The sequence below is a fragment of the Lentzea albida genome (assembly GCF_900111005.1).
Lineage (GTDB): Bacteria > Actinomycetota > Actinomycetes > Mycobacteriales > Pseudonocardiaceae > Lentzea > Lentzea albida.
This window is the reverse complement of record NZ_FOFV01000003.1, coordinates 316584-333393: the sequence shown is the minus strand read 5'-3', so window position 1 is coordinate 333393 and position 16810 is coordinate 316584. Positions and strand designations below refer to the sequence as shown.

Here is a 16810-nt window from a genome sequence, read left to right as displayed (position 1 = left end):
AACTACTCGAATGGGTAGCGGCAGCCTGGCGGTGGCCTCACTCGCCATCCGAAGGGCCTGGGGGAGGCCGGTCGGGGGGTGGTCACGGTGCGATCACTGTGGTATTGCAGCGCTTGTTCTCCGCCGCCGCGGAGCGAAAGGAAAATGGGTGTCGGGGAATCGGGACGGGGTGTTCCGCGGCCGTGGGGGAGAACGGGAGCTCCTCTGCGGCGTGCTGAACGCGGGCACCGGTGTGGTGCTGGTCGACGGGGCGGCCGGCACCGGCAAGACGCGGCTGCTGGCCGAGATCTCCGCCGTCGCCGCGAGCCGCGGTGTCGAGGTCGTGACCGCGCAGGACGAGCTCGACCTGCCGTTCCTGGTGGCCCGCCTGGCAGAACGCCGCCCGGACGGCCCCGCGCTCGTCGTGCTGGACGATCTCCACCTGGCCGAACCCGGCACCCTGGCCACCCTGCGCGCGCTCCTCTCCGCCGCCGCGCACGAGAAGGTCGTGTGGCTGCTCGCCCGCCGCCGCGAGGGCGCCGACCGGTTGTTCGCCGCCGCCGCGCAACGCGGTGCCACCAGGATCGACCTGCGGCCGCTGGCGGACGACGTGGTCGCGGACCTCGTCACGGACCTCACCGGCGCCGTTCCCGACGACGGCCTGAAAGCGCTTGCTTCCACCGCACAGGGCAATCCCGCCGCCCTGATCGGCCTCCTCGAAGCCCTGCGGGACGACGACCTGGTGGTGGTGAACGACGGGTGCGCTTCGCTCCGCGACGAACCGGCGCTCGCCACCGGGGCGTTGCTGCGCGGCCACGTGAGTGCGTTGAGCGGCAAGGCGAGGCACCTGCTGCAGGTCGCCTCCGTGTTCGGGCCGAGCTTCGAACCCGGTGACGTGGCCGAGATGCTGGCGTCGAGCACCGCGATCCTGTTGCCCGCCCTGGACGAGGTCATCACGGCGGGCGTCGTGACGTCGCTCGACGAGAGGCTGGCGTTCCGCCACGAGCTGCTCTGGCGCCTGGTCGCCGAGTCCGTGCCCCCGCCCGTGCGGCGCGCGCTGCACCGCGAGGCCGGCGAGATGTTGCTGGGCCGCGGCGACAGCGCCGTCGTCGCCGCGAAACACCTGCTGCACGGCGCCCAGCGCGGCGACGCCCGGTCGATCGACGGACTCGTCACGGCCGCGAAAGCCGTGCTGTGGAACGCACCCGAGGCCGCCGCCGAACTCGCGGTGCGCGCGTTGGAGCTGACCGACCAAGCGTCTGCTTCGCTGGTCCACCGCACGGTGATGGCGGTGCGGGCGCTCACCGCGGCGGGCAGGCTCGACGCCGCGCACTCGCTCGCGCGGGAGGCGTTGTCCCGCCAGGTCCCGCCGGACCCCGCGGCGAAGCTCCGGCACTGCGTGGCCACCACGGCGTTGCTGCGCGCCCGGCACGCCGAGTCGGTGGAGATCTCCGAGGCGTTGCTGCGCGAACCCGACCTGGCGCCGGAACTGGCGCCGTGGGTGGAGATCACCAGGCTGATGGCGTTGCTCGGCCATGACCGGGACCGCGCGGAGGAGCTCGCCGAGGCCGTCGTGCACACCCGCCAGGCGGCGCCGGACGACGTGCTGGCCACGGCGCTGGCCGTGCTGGCGGCGATCGCCCGCGACACCGGACGTCCCGGCGCCGCACTGGAACTGGCCCGCGAGGGCGCGCGGTGCGTCACCTCCCACGACCTCAGTGCGTACCCGCAGCTCCTGCTCGCATCCCTGCTCTCGGGCCTGCGGGAGTTCGCCGACGCCGACGGCGTGGTGCGGCGGGTCCGCAGCGGACCGTCCGCCGTGGTGACCCGTCAGGTCATGACGGCGGTCGTGCAGGCCCGGATCCTGTTGCAGGCGGGACGGATCGAGGAGGCCGCCGCCGAGGCGCGCTCGGCTTTGGCGGTGGCGGAGGAGACCGGTCACCAGACGGTGGTGGCGCCCGCGCTGGCGGTGCTCGCGATGGTCGCGGTCCACACCGGCGACCTGCCGGCCGCGGTCGAGCACGTCGCGCGCTACCGCGACCAGGTCCCCGCCGACGCGATCATCTTCTCGGCTGCCTACTACCGGTGGGCCGAGGTGCTGGTCGCCCACGTCGACTCCGGGCTCGAGAAGGCGCTGCCGCTGCTCACCCCGGAACTGGTGGCGTCGGGGCTCTTCGCCGAGGAACCGCGTGCCGCGGGGTGGTTCGTGCGGCGCGCGCTCGAGGCGGGCGACGAGGGACTGGCCAAGGCCGTGGTGGACCGGGTGGAACGGCTGGCGGAGGAGCACCCCGGGTTCGGCGCGGTGACGGCCGCGGCGGTGCACGCGCGAGGACTGCTCGACTCCGACGCGGCGTTGCTCGACCTGGCCGCGCGGGAGCAGTGCGACCCGTGGGCGCGGGCGAACGCGGCCGAGGACCTCGGTGTGCTGCTCACGGACTCACAGCGGGCGGAGTCGGTGAAGGCGCTGGAGAACGCGCTCGCGCTCTACCGGGAGATCGGCGCGTCCCGCGACAGCGCACGGGTGCTGGGCCGGCTGCGCAAGCTCGGCCGGCGCCGCCGTGCCGCCCCCGCGCGACCCGCGTCCGGATGGTCCAGTCTGGACGACACCGAACGGGCCATCGCCAACCTGGTCGCGAAGGGGCAGACCAACCGGCAGATCTCGACGCAGCTGTTCATGTCGCCGCACACCGTGAACTTCCACCTGCGCAAGATCTTCCGGAAGCTCGAGATCAGCTCTCGCGTCGAGCTGGTGATGCGGTCGCGGGACGATCAGTGATCCGCTTGGCCTGACGGCGCAGCTGCAGGATGCGGGCCGCGCCGACGACCGCGACCAGCAGCGCGCCGCCGATCGCGCCGAACAGCAGCGCCACACCCAGGGGAAGGCTGAACTGGCCCCACAGGAAGTGGATCGTCGCGGTGTCGCCGTTCTGCAGGATGAAGACCAGCAGGAAGATCAGCACGACGATCGCCACCAGCACGGCGATCCAGGTGCCGCTGATCCGGGTGGGCCGCAGCTTCTTCGGTGCGGCCGCCGGGGCGGGCGGTGAGGGGGGAACGGTCCGCGGAGCGCTCGGGATCGGTTCCGTGACCGGCGTCTTCGGGGTCTCGTCGCTGGAGGTCGCCACGGGAGAATTATCGGCGACCAGGCGTGATCCCGCGCGCTGGCGAACGGGCTACAACCGGCGCAACCCCGACAGCACGCGCTCGAGCAGAGCCATGTTCGGCTTGTCGCCCGGCTCGTGCACGGCGACCAGGTTCAGCGTGATCAGGTCGCTCAGCAGCACCCGCGTGACGCCGAGCGGGATCTTCATGAGCGCGGAGATCTCGGCGACCGACCGCGGCTGCAGGCACAGCCGCATCATCGCCGCCTGGTCGTTGTTCGCGCGGTGGAGGCGCTCCTCGTCGGTGGAGAGCAGCGTCTCCAGCCGGAGGTCGTGGCGGGCCGTCGTGCGGCCGCCGGTGCGGGCGTAGGGACGGATCAGCGAACTGTCCCTGGCGGGGGTCTGGGGACGTTCTTCTTCTTGCACAGGCCACTCCGGTGGCGGTTCCGGTGGGCGTTGGCGCAACGGTTGCTGACGGGGCAGTTGTTGCGTCTCCGCGCCGTTGAAGTCTCCACTTCTCTCGGCGTGCAGCCGTCTGCGGGTCGCCGGAGACCCGAATCGAGCCCCCGTGTAACCGATTTCCGTCGCTTCCTCGTCGTGCACGTGCTCAAGCTATAACGAAAGCGACCGAATGTGAGTGGATCACGTTGTCTTTTTGTCAGTCAGGTCGAATCTGACTTGGATTGCGGTGCCCTTTGACGTCGTTTGGGTGCGCACGAGGTCCGCCAAACGGTTGACAAGCAACAGACCGCGACCGCCTGGTTCGTTTGCGTGAACAGGGGTGCGGCCGGCCAGAACATCGGTGATGTGCCCGTTGTCGTTGACTTGGCAAACAATACTTCGGCTTTCGGCCCAGACGCGGACCGTGCTCTCGCCCCCGCCGTGCCGCACGCTGTTCGTCGCGAGCTCGGTGACCGCGAGCGCGAAGTCGTCGACCCGGTCCTGCGCGAGCCCGTGCTGCACGGCCTGTTCGCGCGCGAACGCCCGCACCGCCGCCATCGCGCCCGCGCCGACGGACGTGCTCGCCGCGTCGGACGGGATGGTCAGCGGCAGCGAGTGGGCGGCGACGACCACCCGTGCCGGGTGGAAGTGGTCACTGGGGCGGTGGCCGCCCGCGTCGATCACGACCGGGTGGGTCTTCTCGGCGTCGGCCAGGATGTCGTGGGTCAGGGTGGTGGTGCTGTACGGACAAAGGATGCTCAGGTCGCGGCCGCTGAACGCGTAGTTGACCAACGCCTCGTGCAGCGTGCACGCCGGGTACTCGACGTCGGTGCGCAGGTCCCACACCGGTTCGCTGACGATGCGGACGGCCCCGCGGTGCCGGTCGGCGAACGCGCGGAGCTCCGGGATGATCCGGCCGGGGTTGCGGCCGGTGTCCTCCATGTCGATGAAGGTGACGAGGTGGGCGAACCCGCTGAGCGCCTCCCTGAGCAGCTCGAGGTTCCTGCTCGGCACCGCCACGGCGACCGGCTCGGCGCTCACGAGACCTTCCACGACGAACGGGACGGTCCCGTCGATGTAGGACTCCTCGTCGGAGTAGAACAGCGCGGGATGTGCGAACGTCATGTGCCACCTCTCGTCAACGTCCCAGGATCCCCACCCGGAGCGCCGCTCAAACCATCATTTCTTGACCCTGACACCGTGTCAGCCCCTACACAGGAGCAGTCATGTTCACCATCGGAGACTTCGCCCATCTGGGGCGCGTGTCGGTGCGGATGCTGCGCCATTACGACGCGGTCGGGTTGCTCCCGCCGGCACACGTCGACCCGTCCAGCGGCTACCGCTTCTACACCGCCTCCCAGCTGCAACGCCTCAACCGCCTCGTCGCGCTGAAGGACCTCGGCCTGACGCTCGACCAGGTGCGCGTGGTGCTCGACGAAAAGCTTTCCGTCGAACAGCTGCACGGCATGTTGTCGTTGCGGCGGGCCGAGCTGCGGCAGCAGATCCTCGCGGACGAGTCGCGGCTGCGGCGGGTCGAGGCACGTCTCCGGGTCATAGAGAGGGAGGGCGCCATGCCCACCGACGAGATCGTCGTGAAGTCCGTTCCCGCCGTCCGCGTCGCCCGGCTCACCGCCACCGCGCCGTCGTACGAGCCCGAGGACATCGGCCCGGTCATCCAGCCGATGTACCCGGAGCTCTTCGAACGGCTGGGCCGCGCGGGCGTCGCGCCCGCCGGTCACGGCATCGCGACCTACGAGCCCGCCGAGGGCGAGGCGGTCGTCGTGCACGCGGGTGTGACCGTGGCCGTCGACCCGTCCCCGGCCTACGACTTCGAGGTCGTGGACCTGCCGGCGCTGGCCGAGGCCGCGACGATCGTGCACCGCGGCACGATGGACGACGTCGACACGTCGTACCAGGCCGTGGCGGCGTGGATCGAGGCCCACGGGTACAAGCAGAACGGGTTCGCCCGCGAGGTGTACGTCCGCTACGGCGAGGGCGACCCGGCCGACTGGGAGACCGAGCTGCAGCTCGAGATCACCAAGCCGTGAGGGCGATCACGGCGGCCAGCCCGAGCAGGCCGACCGGCAGCGAGGCGACCGAGGCGAGCCCGCCCACCAGGAGCGGGCCGCCCGCGTCGCCGAGCTCGCGGCCCACCTCGGCGCTGCCCATCGTCTGACCGAGGCGTTCCTCCGAAGTGGACTTCGCGAGCGCCGCGAACGCCAGCGGCGTCACGGCTCCCGAGCCCGCTCCGATGAGGACGGCCGCGACGAGCGTGCCGGCGAGCCCGGGAACCACCGCCGCGGCCAGGAAACCCGCCGCCGCCAGGAGCAGACCGACCCGGACGCCCGTGCGCGTGCTGACCCGCCGGGAGTCCAAGGCCTTGCCCACGCGCGGCTGCACCAGGGCGGCGGTGATCGCGAGGAGGCTCACCGCCGCGCCGGTGACGACCGGGCCGTGCGCGGCGGCCTTCACCGGCAGGAACCCGATCGCGGTCGCCAGCGCGGCGGTGGACGCGGCGAGCGCGGCCGTCGGCCTGAGGAAGTCGGTGTGGGACAGGCGCTTCACGAGGTCGCGGACGGTCTGCCGCCGGCGCGGCAGGGGGTCGAGGCGCGGCACGGTCAGGCACCACAGCGCGACGGCCACCGCCAGCGCGGCCATCGTGAGGAACAACAGCTCGAAGTCGCCGAAGTGGATCAGCACCCCGCCGAGCAGCGGCCCGGCCGTGTACCCGATGCCCTTCCACGCGCCGTAACGCCCGAACGCCTTGCCGCGCGCCGACTCCGGGGTCAGCCGCGCCACCATCGCGCTCGCCGCCGGGGAGAACGCCGCCGCGGCCACCCCCTGCCCGAACCGGGCGACGGCGACGTTGTCGACCAGCACGAACGCGCTGGAGGCGAGGGCGAACGCGGCGAGCCCGCCGAGCAGCACGGGACGGGCGCCGACGCGGTCGGCGAGCGTGCCGAACACCGGTTTGAGCAGCACCTCGGCGCCGTCGTAGATCGCGAGCAGGAGGCCGAGGGCCAGCAGGTCCGACTGCAGGAAGCCCAGGCCGGAGGCGACGCCGTGGGCGCCGAACGCCGTGACGAACCCCGCCGCGCACAGCGGCAGGACGGGTCTCACACGTCGTCCCGGTGGATGCGCCGGTGCAGCGACTCCATCCGGTCGTCGAGCTGGGCCGCGATCATCGCCGTCGACATCAGTTCGCCCACGAAGTCGGCCGGCGGGTGGTCGTCGTACTTGTAGAAGAGCTTGTGCTCGAGCGTCGCCCAGAAGTCCATCGCGATGGTGCGCAGCTGCACCTCGACCTTCACGTGCTCGACCCGGTCGGACAGGAACACCGGGATCCGCACGATCAGGTGCAGGCTGCGGTAGCCGTTCGGCTTCGGCTGCGCGATGTAGTCCTTGGTGCGCAGGATCTCGACGTCGTGCTGGCGCGCCAGCATCTCCTTCACGCGGTAGACGTCCGAGACGAACGGGCAGACCACGCGCACACCGGCGACGTCGTCGAGCCAGTCGCCGAACGAGTCGAGGTCGAGCGGAAAGCCCTTGCGGCGCAGCTTCTCCAGGATGCCTTCCGGCTTCTTCACCCGGTTGGAGATGTGCTCGATCGGGTCGTGCTGGTGGACCGAGTCGAACTCCTCGCTCAGGATCCGGAGCTTCGTCATCAGCTCCTCGATCGCGAACTTGTAGACGAGCAGCCGCCGTTCGAGATCGCGGAGCACACCCAGGTCGTCGGCCAGATCGGTCACGCCGTCCAGGGTACTGATCACGTTCACCGGAACCGCGCGACCGCCTCGGGCGCGTACCCGTAGAAGCCAGGAAGACCACCTGTGTGGAGGAACACGACCGGCACGTCGCCGCGCGGGGCGATCTCGCGGAACTTCACCGCGGCCTTGCCCGTGTAGACCGGGTCGAGGACGACGCCCTCGGTCTCGGCGAACAGCTTCAGCACGTCCCACATCTCCGGCGTCGGCACGCCGTAGCCCGGCCCGATCGTGTCGTCGGTGACGGTGACGTGCGCGAGCTTCGGAGCAGGCTCCCCGAGCAGGGCGGCGGCCTCGGTGGCGAGGGCGTGCAGCTCCTGCTCGGCGTCCTGCGCGGTGTGCGACACGCTCGCGGCGTGCACTTTCCCCGGCCAGCCGAGCAGCTCGGTGCCGAGCGCGACGCCCGCCGCGGTGGCGCCGCTGCCGTCCGGCACGACGATGGTGGCGTCGTCGATGCCGCGCTCGTCCAGCTGCCCGACCAGTTCGACGGCCGCGGCGACGTAACCGAGCGCGCCCAGGCCGTTCGAGCCGCCGACGGGCAGGGTGACGGCCTTGTCGTGGTTGATCCGCTCGTAGGCGGCGGCGGTCTCGTCGGCATCGGCGCAGACGTGCACGGTCGCGCCGAACATGTGGTCCAGGACCACGTTGCCGGACCTCTCGTACGCGTCACCCGCCATCGGCACCTTGGCCGTGAGGACGAGTTCGCACTTCAGGCCGAGCTTCGCGCAGGCCGCCGCCGTCTGGCGCCCGTGGTTGGTCTGCAACGCGCCGAACGTGATGATCGTGTCGGCGCCGTCCTCGATCGCCCGGCCGAGCAGGAACTCGAGCTTGCGCAGCTTGTTGCCGCCCGCGCCGAGGCCGTTGACGTCGTCGCGCTTGATCAGGACCGGAGGGCTGCCGAGCGCCGCCGCGAGCCTCGGGGCGTCCTCCAGAGGGGTCGGCCAGCTGCCCAGTGCGACTCGGGGGAACGCGCTCAGGTCCATGGGGCGAGCCTAGTGGCCTCGGTGTCGTCGGGAACCGGGCCGACACCGTGCAGGACGTGGGCGAGGACCTCGATGCCGCGCACGACCCGCGGGCCGGGGCGGTTGAAGTACGACGGTCCGTCGAGGACCCACGTCTCGGGGAGCTCTTCGTCCGGAAGTTCCCGCATGGTGCGTTCGGGCGGGAAGCCGCACGGCATGAGCAGCACCACGTCCGGCTTCGCGTCGTGGACGGCCTGCCAGGTGATCGGCCTCGTGTGCTCGCCCTTCTCCGCGAGCAGCGGGACGCCGCCTGCCTTCGCGATCTGCTCCGGGACCCAGTGCCCGGCCGGCCAGACCGGGTCGAGCCACTCGATCGGGGCGACCCGCGGGCGGGGGAGGTGCCTCGTCCGCCGTTCGACCTCGTCGATTCGGTGCCTGAGGGCGGCGATCTTGTCCGCGCTGTCGACGCCCAAGACGTCGCCGACGGTTTTGAGGCAGTCGAGCACCTCGTCCAAAGTGGAGGGTTCGAGGCTCAGGACCGTGGGACCGGCGTCCATCATCCGGACCGCTTCGGTGACCTTGCGGTAGGAGATCGCGCAGACGTCGCAGAGGTCCTGGGTGAGGACGACGTCCGGCTTCAGGTCGTTGAGCAGGTCCGCGTCGAGCCCGTAGAGCGACGAGCCGCGGTGCACGGTCGTGTTGATCTCCCTGCTGCTGAGGGTGAACTGGTCGACGCCGGTGCTCGTGACGACGGGGACGCTCTCGATCCCCGCGGGCCAGTCGCACTCGTGGGTGCGTCCGACCAGGTGCTGCGCGAGGCCGAGTTCGGCCACGACGTCGGTGGCCGCGGGCAGCAGCGAGACGATCCGCATCAGACCTCCCGGCCGAACTCGGCGTACCGCGTGGAACCGCTCTCCAGGGCGGCGACGGCGAGGGTGAGCCTGCGATGCAGCGACGGGTAGATCCTCGGCGCGGCCTCGTCGAGCGCCAGGTAGGTCACGCCCTCCAGTTCGGGGTCGCACGCCACGGCGCCGTCCACCACACCACCGTCGAACACGAACTGGTGGCAGTCGCGCCACACCCCGTTGCGCGGCGTCCAGTCCACGACCAGCAGACGTCCCAGCGGCACGGTGAGGCCGAGCTCCTCGCGGACCTCGCGCAGCGCCGCGGCCCTCGGCGACTCGTCGTCCTCGGTCATGCCGCCGGGGATGTCCAGCACCGCCTTGTAGGTGGGCACGACGAAGAGGACACGTCCGGCCGAGTCGCGGATCAGCGCGCCGCCCGCGCTCGTCTTGGTGGGACGCCGGGACGCCACCCCGGGGACGTGCTCGCGCTCCGGCGGGCCTTCGGCGAGGACGTCGGCGGCGAACGTGGCGGGGTCACCCGAGTGCAGAGCGGACACGGGGTTGATCATCACACCGGCGGGTGAATCGCGCACGCGCCGTGCACCGGCTTTGCGCTGGTGGTGATTCGGGCGCAGGTGACGGTCTGCGACCAAACGACCCAGGAGTACGCTGGGCGCTGTAACTCCGTGCGATCAATCGCCGATGTCCACGGCAACATCGGTGGAGGTGACGCCAATGGGGGCAAGTGCCGCCCAGCGAAGACATGATGGCAGGTCGGCCCCGTGGTCGGTGGTCGGACTGACCGTCGTGTTCGTCGTGGTGGCCCAGGTCCAGTTCGCCATCGCGGTCGCGGAATCGGTCTGGTGGCCGGCCGTGGTCGGGGTGTTGCTGCTGGGCGCGGCGGTCGTGTTCGTGAAGACGGCGCGCAGGCTGCGTTGGGAAGACAGCGACTCGTACACCGCACCGCCCGAGGTGGCCCAGCCGCTTCCGGCAGAGCACTACGAGAGCCACGTCGACGCCGACGGGAGCCTGGCACGCGCGGTCGGCGAAGTCGTCCACGCGTCACGGCGCTGGCGGGCCTGACCGCCTCGTACCGCGGAGACCGGGTCAGGCGGTGACCCGGTCATGTCGGCGTGTTCGCCGACGATGAGGCCGGTGCTCAGCTCCGGAACGGGTTGGGCAGGTAGGCCCATGCCTTCGTGCCTGGGTCGAGCCGCATCAACGTGAGCGGTTTGGCGGGCAGCGGGTCGTGCAGCAGCGCGTGCCGGTCCGGGGTGTCCGGGACGGTCTTCGCGACGACGTCCCACAGTTCGGCGTCCGGGGCGTCGAGCGTGCCTATCAAGCCGGTCAGCGCGGTGGCGAAGAACGTCGCGAACGTCTTGGCGCGCAACGCCTCCGGGCTCGCGTGCAGGCGGGTGGGCAGGCCTGGGCGCGGGCTGACGCGGATGTCGGCCAGGTCGCGGTAGACCACCCGGCTCGGCCGTCCGTCCACGAGGCCCACCACCAGGTTCTGCTCGTGGGCCTCCAGCGCCACCCCGCGCGCGAGCAGCGTCATCAGCGGTGGCACGGTCAGTTCGGCGAACTCGCGCAGCCACGCGCCCGGGTCGGGGACGTGGTGGGCTCTCAGCGCGGCCAGGGGCAGCAGGGTCTCGCCCTCGCGCGGCACGGGCTTGTCGCGCAGGATCACGCCGAGCCTGCGGTCCGGTTCGCCGTCGGTCAGCACGGCGGCCGAGGCCCGGTTGGCCTGCAGCTCGATGCCTTCGACCGCGGTGCTCAGGAAGTCCGAGACCGTCGTCGCCGTCGCGATCGAGTCGCCGGAGATGTCCCGCACGGCCGAGGTGATCTGGGCGCTCAGCGTCGTCTTGACGTGCCAGTCGCCCGCCGAGAGGGTCCGCAACGCCATCAGCGGGTATGCGGTGAGGGTGCCGGTCGTGGGCACGCCCAGCCGGTCGGCCTGCCACGGGTGGACGGGGAGGAGGATCCGGTCGCCGTCGCGGAGTTCGCCGGGCCAGTCGCCGAACACCACGTGGTCCTTCGCGGGGTGCAGTCCCAGTGCGACGACCGGGCGGTGTTCGGGGCCGTACGCGAGGTGGTCGAGTGCGGTGAAACCGGTGCGGTTGCGGCAGCACGGGTGCAGCGGGTGGCCGTCGACGACGCTCTGCTCGTGCTCCTCCAGCGAGCGGCTGAGGAACGGGGTCGTCAGCGGGCTCGTCGTGCGGGACAGGGCCAGTCCGGCGACGCTGTGGGAGACCTCCGTGACGAGGCTCTCAGAGCGTGGCCAGCGCAGTGCGGTGAGGAGGTCGACCGGGTGGCTGAAGGCTCTCGGATCCACGCTGACCTGCGGCAACGGTTCGACGGCGAGAGCCCGGCGCAGGCGTGCGAGGATCGCCGCACGGGCTCCCGGCAACTCCGCGGTGAACCTTTCGGCGCGATCTTCGTCCAGAGCCGCGGCGAAGGCGGACTCGACCGGTGTCTGCGTCAGAATGATCTGATCCTGGCACATCGCGCGAGGGAAGCGGACACCGGTGGAAGCGATCACTGATCCCGACGGCACCACCTCCACGGCGCTGCTGAACTGCCTGCGCCGCGAGGTGGGGGAGTGGCGGGACGGCGTGCTGCGCCTGCCCCGCACGGGCACGTTGCTGCGCGCGCGGGAGGGCCGCTGGCTGTCGGACCCGGAGGTGTTCACCGGATCGTGGCAAGCGTTGTCCTGGCACGAACTCGCTGTGCTCGTCACGAAGGAGCTGGGCGACCCGCCGGTCGGGTTCCTGGACGAGATCGCGGGCTCCCGGTCGGCCATCGCCGCCGTGCTCGACGCCCGTGCCACCCCGCCCGCCGACCTCTACCAGCGCTCCGAGCAGGCGCTGGTCGCAGGCCACCGCTACCACCCCGCGCCGAAGGGCCGAGGAGGCGTTCCCGCGTCGGAATGGCTGCCGTACGCACCCGAGGTGCACGCGAGCTTCTCGTTGGCACAGCTGGAAGGTGACTTCGTCGACGACGGTGAGGTGCCGTTGCCTCCCGGCGTGCTGCCCGCCCACCCGTGGCAGCTGTCGTTGCTGGGCCTGCGCGGGGAGGCGACCGGCCACGAGGTGTGGCCGACGTCCTCGGTGCGCACGGTCTACGACCCGGCCGAGGACCTGTTCTACAAGTTCAGCCTCGACGTGCAGATCACCAACGACGTGCGCCGCCTGTGGGCGCACGACCTGCGCTGGATCCCGCCGCTCGCGCGCCTGCTGGGACCGGTGTTCGCCGACATCGCCTCGGTCTTCCCGGGCGCGACGTTCCTGATCGACCGCGGCTACCGGACGGCCCCCGACGCCTTCGAGGGCCTCGCCGTCGTGGTGCGGGACGGCATCCGGCAGCACACCCTGCCCGGCGCGACCCCGTTGCTGGCGGCGGGGATCAGCGAGGGTTTCGACGGAAACCCGTTGGACGGCCTGGGTTCCGCCGACACCCTGCGGTGGTTCCGGCAGTACGTCTCGGTCGTCGTCCCCCCGGTGCTGCACGCGTTCTTCGCCCACGGCGTCGTGATGGAGTGCCACCTGCAGAACGTCGTCGTCGGCGTGGACGCCGCGGGCATGCCGGTGCAGGCGATCTACCGCGACCCCGAGGGCATGCGCCTGCTGCCCCGGCACGCCGACCTGCTGTCCTCAGTGGACGGAGAGGGCGGGGCGCGCGGCGTGTCCGAGGCGAAGGGCTGGGAGCGCCTGCGGTACTGCCTCGTCGTCAACCACCTGATCGAGATCGCCGGCGCGGTGCTGGAGCGGCACCCCGGCCTGGACGTGTGGGCCGAGGCGCGCGCTGTCTTCGTGGCGTACGCGGAAGAACACGGCTGCGAGCAGGTCATGTCGTTGCTGGAGGACCGGTTCGTGCCCGCGAAGGCGAACCTGCTGCTGCGGTGGACGCGCGCGGAGGGTGCCGCCGGCCGGTACGTGGACGTCCCGAACCCGTTGTACCGCGGCTGAAGCACCCCCGTCAGAGCAGGCGCTTGATCTCTCCCCTCGCGCGGTAGAAGCCGCCGCTCGCCGACGTGTGGATCTCCGTCACCAGGTAGCGGGCGCCGGGCACGCGGATGTCCTTGGGGAACTGGACGGCACGCGTGCGGTCGTAGCCGTCGGAGATGACGTGCACGCGCAGGCGGCCCGCCTCCTGCACGCACTCCACCACGACGCCGCCGGCCGGGACCGCGCTCGCCACCACGGTCTCCACCTCGGTGGTCGCCTCGACGCGCTGCCAGTGGTCGGCCTTGATGTCGCTGCGCTGCGGCAGGTCGCCCTGCTCGGCCGCGTGGATGGCGGCCGGGCTCGCGTCGATGCACGCCAGCGAGCCGTCCGTGGTGACGATGTAGAGGCGCTCGTCGCGGTACTGCATGGAGAACGCGGAACCGCAGCCGGTGCCGAGCTTCCACAGGCGGGTGCCGTCGGCGGCGAAGCAGTAGACGGACGAGTGGTTGTCGCCCGCGAAGACGTAGTCGCCGCCCGGTGAGGTGGCGCACGAGAACACCGCCGCGTCGCAGCGGTAGCGGCCCGTCTCCGCGCCGGTCGCGCGCGCCAGCCGGTGCACGTACCCGCGGCTCGTGCCCGCGAACACCTCGGCGGGCTCCTGCCAGCCGAACAGCACCGCGCCGACGGTCTCGGCGTGCCAGACGGGATCGCCGCTGCGCGCCGCGTAGTGCGTGACGCCGTCGGAGTGCCCGTGGAACACGCCTTCCGGCGCGCACCGCACCATCCACGCGCTGTCGCCCCTGCTGCGGCGCGACCACTGGAACTCGTCCTCGTGGTCGACGATCGTGATGCCGCCCTGCCGGTCGGACACGCCGAGCACGCCGTCGTCGATGTCGAGCCAGTAGATGTCGACGTCGGTGGCGATCTCGTACGCGACGCGCGGGACCTTGCCGCCCAGGTCGTACACGCGGCCGTCGTCACAGCCCGCGTAGATCCAGAAGTCGTCGGCCACGATGCACTTCACGCCGTCCGGCAGGCCGTAGCGGCCCGTGACCCGGCCGTCGTGGGCGAGCGTGAAGACGTCGCCGTTCTCGTTGCCGACCCAGGCCTCGTCCTCGCCGATGAAGATGCCGAACGCGGGCGCCCCCGAGGCGAACCGCCACAGCACGGGAGCCTGCCGGGCGCTCGACCGCACGCTCGTGATCTCGCGCCGAGTGATCGCCCGCCGCTGCCGCTGCCCCTTGACCGCCGGCGCGTAGCCCTTGCGCACCTTCTCGCCGATCTTCTTCTCGGCGGCGCTCACGGCCTTCGCCTCGTCGGCGAACGTCGACGTGCGCGTGGAGCCCCGCTCACCGATGCGGCCGAACGTGATGCTCACCGTCGTGCCGTCGACGACCACCTCGTAGAACTTGTGCGCACTCCCGGCGGACTCGGACAGCTCCAGGTACGTGGTGGCAGCGGCCACGGTCTTCCCCCTCGTGTTGATCAGCTGGATCGGACCGTAGCAAGCGGGTCCGACAATTCCCGTCGCGTGTGGTCAGGGACCCGGCGGACGCGCTGCGCGCCCGCTCGTGGAAAGCTGGACCGGCGGGACGGAGGTGTGATGACCGAGGCGGAGAGGCCGTCGATCCGCATGCGCGTCCTCGACGCCATCACGGACCCGGCGCTCAAGGAGCTCGACCTCGACAAGGTGCTCGAGGTCCTGCTGGAGCGCTCCCGCGCCCTCTTCGCGGTCGACACCGTCACCGTCCTGCTGGTCGACCGCGGTGGCGAGAGGCTCGTGGCGCGCGCGAGCTCCGGGCTCGACGAGGAGGTCTTCCAGGGGCGTGCGGGTGCCCGTCGGCAAGGGCTTCGCGGGCAGCGTCGCCCAGCGCAGGCAGGCCGTGCAGGTCGAGCACGTCGACGAGTCCACTGTGGTCAACCCGCTGTTGTGGGAGCACGGGCTGCGCGTGCTGCTGGGCGTGCCGGTGATCGCTGAAGGCGAGCTGATCGGCGTCCTGCACGTCGGCAGCACCACGGCCCGCCGCTTCACCGACGAGGAGGTCGAGGCGCTGCAGGTCGTCGCCGACCGCCTGGCCTTCGCGGTCTACGTGGACAGGACGCGGTCCGAGCGCGCCGCCGCCGCGATGCTGCAGGAGAGTCTGCTGCCGTCGAGCCTGCCGAGCGCCGACGGCTGGGAGCTGGCGGCCCGGTACGTCCCCGGCGCGGAGAGCGGCGTCGGCGGCGACTGGTACGACGTGTTCGCACTGCCCGGCGACCGCATCGGCGTGGTGATCGGCGACGTCGTCGGCAGCGGCCTGCGCGCCGCCGTCGTGATGGGACGGTTGAGGAGCGCGTTGCGCGCCTACGCCCTGGAGTACCTCGACCCCGCGCAGGTGCTGGGCAAGCTCGACCGCAAGGCCAGCTACTTCGAGCACAACACCATGGCCACAGTGGCCTACGCGATCATCGACACGACGACCCACCGCATGAGCCTCGCCGTGGCGGGGCACCTGCAGCCGGTCGTCGCCGTGCCGGGGGAGCCCGCCCGGTTCGCGGGCGCCCCCGTCGGGCCGCCCGTCGGGTTCGACCTCGGCACCACCGGTCGTCGCAGCGTCAGCGTCGACGTGCCGCCGGGCAGCCTCGTCGTGCTGTACACGGACGGTCTGGTCGAGCGCCGGGGCCAGGACCTGGACGCCGGCCTGGAACGGCTGCGCGGCGCCGTCGGCCCGATGGAGGCGGAGGCGGCCTGCAGCCGCATCATGGCAACGTTGGTCGGCGACCAGCAGGCGACCGACGACATCGCGCTGGTCGCCATCCGCCACAGCGGCGGAACGTCCTGATCACAAGCCTGTCGGAATTGTCGGTCTCGCGACGTAAGCTCCCCGGCGACGAACTGGGACGCCTCTGGGAGAACTCGCCTTGAGAAAGAAGCTGAGATCGTTGTGCCTGGCCGTGGCCGGGATCGCCGCGACCGCGTCGGTCGTGACCACCGGCGCGGCGGCCGCCGCCGAACCCACCTGCGGGCCGGTGGCGCACATCTTCACCATGCAGGCCGACGGCGACCTGTGGCTCTACGAGCACTCGGCGCCCGCGACCGGCGGGTTCGAGTGGGCAGGCGCGAAGCAGATCGGCTCGGGCTGGGGCGGCAAGACGTTCGCCGGCCCCGACGGCCGCGTCTACAACATCACCACGGGCGGTGAGCTGCGCCGGCTGCGGTACAACGGCACAGGCTGGGACACCTACCCCGGCGGCGGCCAGTACCAGACCATCGGGTGGGGCTGGCAGGCCTACGTCCAGGCGGCGAACCGCGGCAAGATCACCGTGGACGCCGACGGCTCGATCTACACGCTCGAAGGCGACCAGCTGCGGTGGTGGCGCTACGACGAGCAGGCCGGCGCGTGGGCTCCCGGCAGCGGCCGCGTGCTCGACACCGGCTGGGGCGACTTCGACCTGATCGCCGCGAGCGGCAAGGGCGGCCTGCAGGCGCAGGACCCGGCCCACGCCCTGCACCGCTACCGCTACCACGCCGAGACCGAGCAGTTCCTCGTGCGCGACGTCGTCCCCGAGGCCGGCTGGGAACGCTACGGCAACCTCTTCTCGCCCGGTGGCGACCTCTACTACTCGGTGCGGCCCGACAACGGCGAACTGCGCTGGAACCGGTTCACCGACGACCCCGGCTGGCAGAGCGTCCTCGGTTCCACGATCGGCTCGGGCTGGGGCACCGACATCGACGTCACGGCGACCACGAACGACTGCTCGATCACGCTCCCCGGCCCGGCCGGGAGCTAGGTG

At 71.6% G+C, this 16810-nt stretch carries 16 protein-coding genes; 6 read left to right on the top strand and 10 right to left on the bottom strand.

Annotation, left to right across the window (positions count from 1 at the left end; all coding sequences use genetic code 11):
* Positions 1-148 precede the first annotated feature (148 nt).
* Positions 149-2755, top strand: a complete 2607-nt coding sequence (locus BMY74_RS10575) for a helix-turn-helix transcriptional regulator (protein ID WP_143091524.1) — start codon at positions 149-151, stop codon at positions 2753-2755.
* On the opposite strand, the gene BMY74_RS10570 is transcribed toward BMY74_RS10575, so the two are convergent.
* The 3 genes from BMY74_RS10570 to BMY74_RS10560 all read right to left on the bottom strand — a co-directional run bounded on the left by BMY74_RS10570 (position 2709) and on the right by BMY74_RS10560 (position 4646).
* Complete coding sequence (locus tag BMY74_RS10570; RefSeq protein WP_425434827.1) at positions 2709-3104, bottom strand: LapA family protein; 396 nt, start codon at positions 3102-3104, stop codon at positions 2709-2711. The two genes, BMY74_RS10575 and BMY74_RS10570, sit on opposite strands and share 47 nt — an antisense overlap.
* 48 nt (positions 3105-3152) lie before the next feature.
* The gene (locus tag BMY74_RS10565; protein WP_177229680.1) at positions 3153-3506 is read right to left on the bottom strand and encodes a DUF742 domain-containing protein; all 354 of its coding nucleotides are present in this window, start codon (positions 3504-3506) and stop codon (positions 3153-3155) included.
* A 216-nt stretch (positions 3507-3722) separates the two neighbouring features.
* The gene (locus BMY74_RS10560) at positions 3723-4646 is read right to left on the bottom strand and encodes a sensor histidine kinase (RefSeq protein WP_089913493.1); all 924 of its coding nucleotides are present in this window, start codon (positions 4644-4646) and stop codon (positions 3723-3725) included.
* A gap of 101 nt (positions 4647-4747) precedes the next feature.
* Here BMY74_RS10560 and BMY74_RS10555 point away from each other — a divergent pair, with 101 nt between their 5' ends.
* On the top strand, positions 4748-5569 hold the full coding sequence (locus BMY74_RS10555) for a MerR family transcriptional regulator (RefSeq protein ID WP_089913490.1): 822 nt from the start codon (positions 4748-4750) through the stop codon (positions 5567-5569).
* On the opposite strand, the gene BMY74_RS10550 is transcribed toward BMY74_RS10555, so the two are convergent.
* From BMY74_RS10550 to BMY74_RS10530, 5 genes are read right to left on the bottom strand one after another with little or no spacing between them, the layout of a single operon-like run.
* Complete coding sequence (locus BMY74_RS10550; protein ID WP_089913488.1) at positions 5556-6641, bottom strand: MFS transporter; 1086 nt, start codon at positions 6639-6641, stop codon at positions 5556-5558. The two genes, BMY74_RS10555 and BMY74_RS10550, sit on opposite strands and share 14 nt — an antisense overlap.
* Positions 6638-7270 carry a GTP pyrophosphokinase gene (locus tag BMY74_RS10545; RefSeq protein ID WP_245786023.1) on the bottom strand — a complete coding sequence of 211 codons (633 nt, stop codon included), beginning with the start codon at positions 7268-7270 and terminating at the stop codon, positions 6638-6640. The genes BMY74_RS10550 and BMY74_RS10545 overlap by 4 nt, the downstream gene beginning before the upstream one ends.
* A gap of 23 nt (positions 7271-7293) precedes the next feature.
* A complete protein-coding gene (locus BMY74_RS10540; RefSeq protein WP_089913486.1) occupies positions 7294-8268 on the bottom strand; it encodes a D-cysteine desulfhydrase family protein in 975 nt (324 codons plus the stop codon).
* A complete protein-coding gene (locus BMY74_RS10535) occupies positions 8259-9119 on the bottom strand; it encodes an ABC transporter substrate-binding protein (protein WP_089913483.1) in 861 nt (286 codons plus the stop codon). The genes BMY74_RS10540 and BMY74_RS10535 overlap by 10 nt, the downstream gene beginning before the upstream one ends.
* Positions 9119-9649 carry an NUDIX domain-containing protein gene (locus tag BMY74_RS10530; RefSeq protein ID WP_245786022.1) on the bottom strand — a complete coding sequence of 177 codons (531 nt, stop codon included), beginning with the start codon at positions 9647-9649 and terminating at the stop codon, positions 9119-9121. Before BMY74_RS10530 ends, BMY74_RS10535 begins: the two co-directional genes overlap by 1 nt.
* 178 nt (positions 9650-9827) lie before the next feature.
* On the opposite strand from BMY74_RS10530, the gene BMY74_RS10525 reads away from it, so the two are divergent.
* Complete coding sequence (locus tag BMY74_RS10525) at positions 9828-10175, top strand: hypothetical protein (RefSeq protein WP_143091523.1); 348 nt, start codon at positions 9828-9830, stop codon at positions 10173-10175.
* Between the two features lie 76 nt (positions 10176-10251).
* On the opposite strand, the gene BMY74_RS10520 is transcribed toward BMY74_RS10525, so the two are convergent.
* The gene (locus BMY74_RS10520; protein WP_089914268.1) at positions 10252-11595 is read right to left on the bottom strand and encodes an IucA/IucC family protein; all 1344 of its coding nucleotides are present in this window, start codon (positions 11593-11595) and stop codon (positions 10252-10254) included.
* A gap of 22 nt (positions 11596-11617) precedes the next feature.
* Here BMY74_RS10520 and BMY74_RS10515 point away from each other — a divergent pair, with 22 nt between their 5' ends.
* Positions 11618-13057 carry an IucA/IucC family protein gene (locus tag BMY74_RS10515; RefSeq protein ID WP_089913477.1) on the top strand — a complete coding sequence of 480 codons (1440 nt, stop codon included), beginning with the start codon at positions 11618-11620 and terminating at the stop codon, positions 13055-13057.
* Positions 13058-13067: 10 nt separating this feature from the next.
* On the opposite strand, the gene BMY74_RS10510 is transcribed toward BMY74_RS10515, so the two are convergent.
* On the bottom strand, positions 13068-14501 hold the full coding sequence (locus BMY74_RS10510) for a WGR domain-containing protein (protein ID WP_089913474.1): 1434 nt from the start codon (positions 14499-14501) through the stop codon (positions 13068-13070).
* 361 nt (positions 14502-14862) lie between these two features.
* Here BMY74_RS10510 and BMY74_RS10505 point away from each other — a divergent pair, with 361 nt between their 5' ends.
* Complete coding sequence (locus BMY74_RS10505) at positions 14863-15858, top strand: PP2C family protein-serine/threonine phosphatase (protein ID WP_245786021.1); 996 nt, start codon at positions 14863-14865, stop codon at positions 15856-15858.
* Between the two features lie 79 nt (positions 15859-15937).
* Complete coding sequence (locus BMY74_RS10500) at positions 15938-16807, top strand: tachylectin-related carbohydrate-binding protein (protein ID WP_143091522.1); 870 nt, start codon at positions 15938-15940, stop codon at positions 16805-16807.
* The last annotated feature ends 3 nt before the right edge of the window (positions 16808-16810 follow it).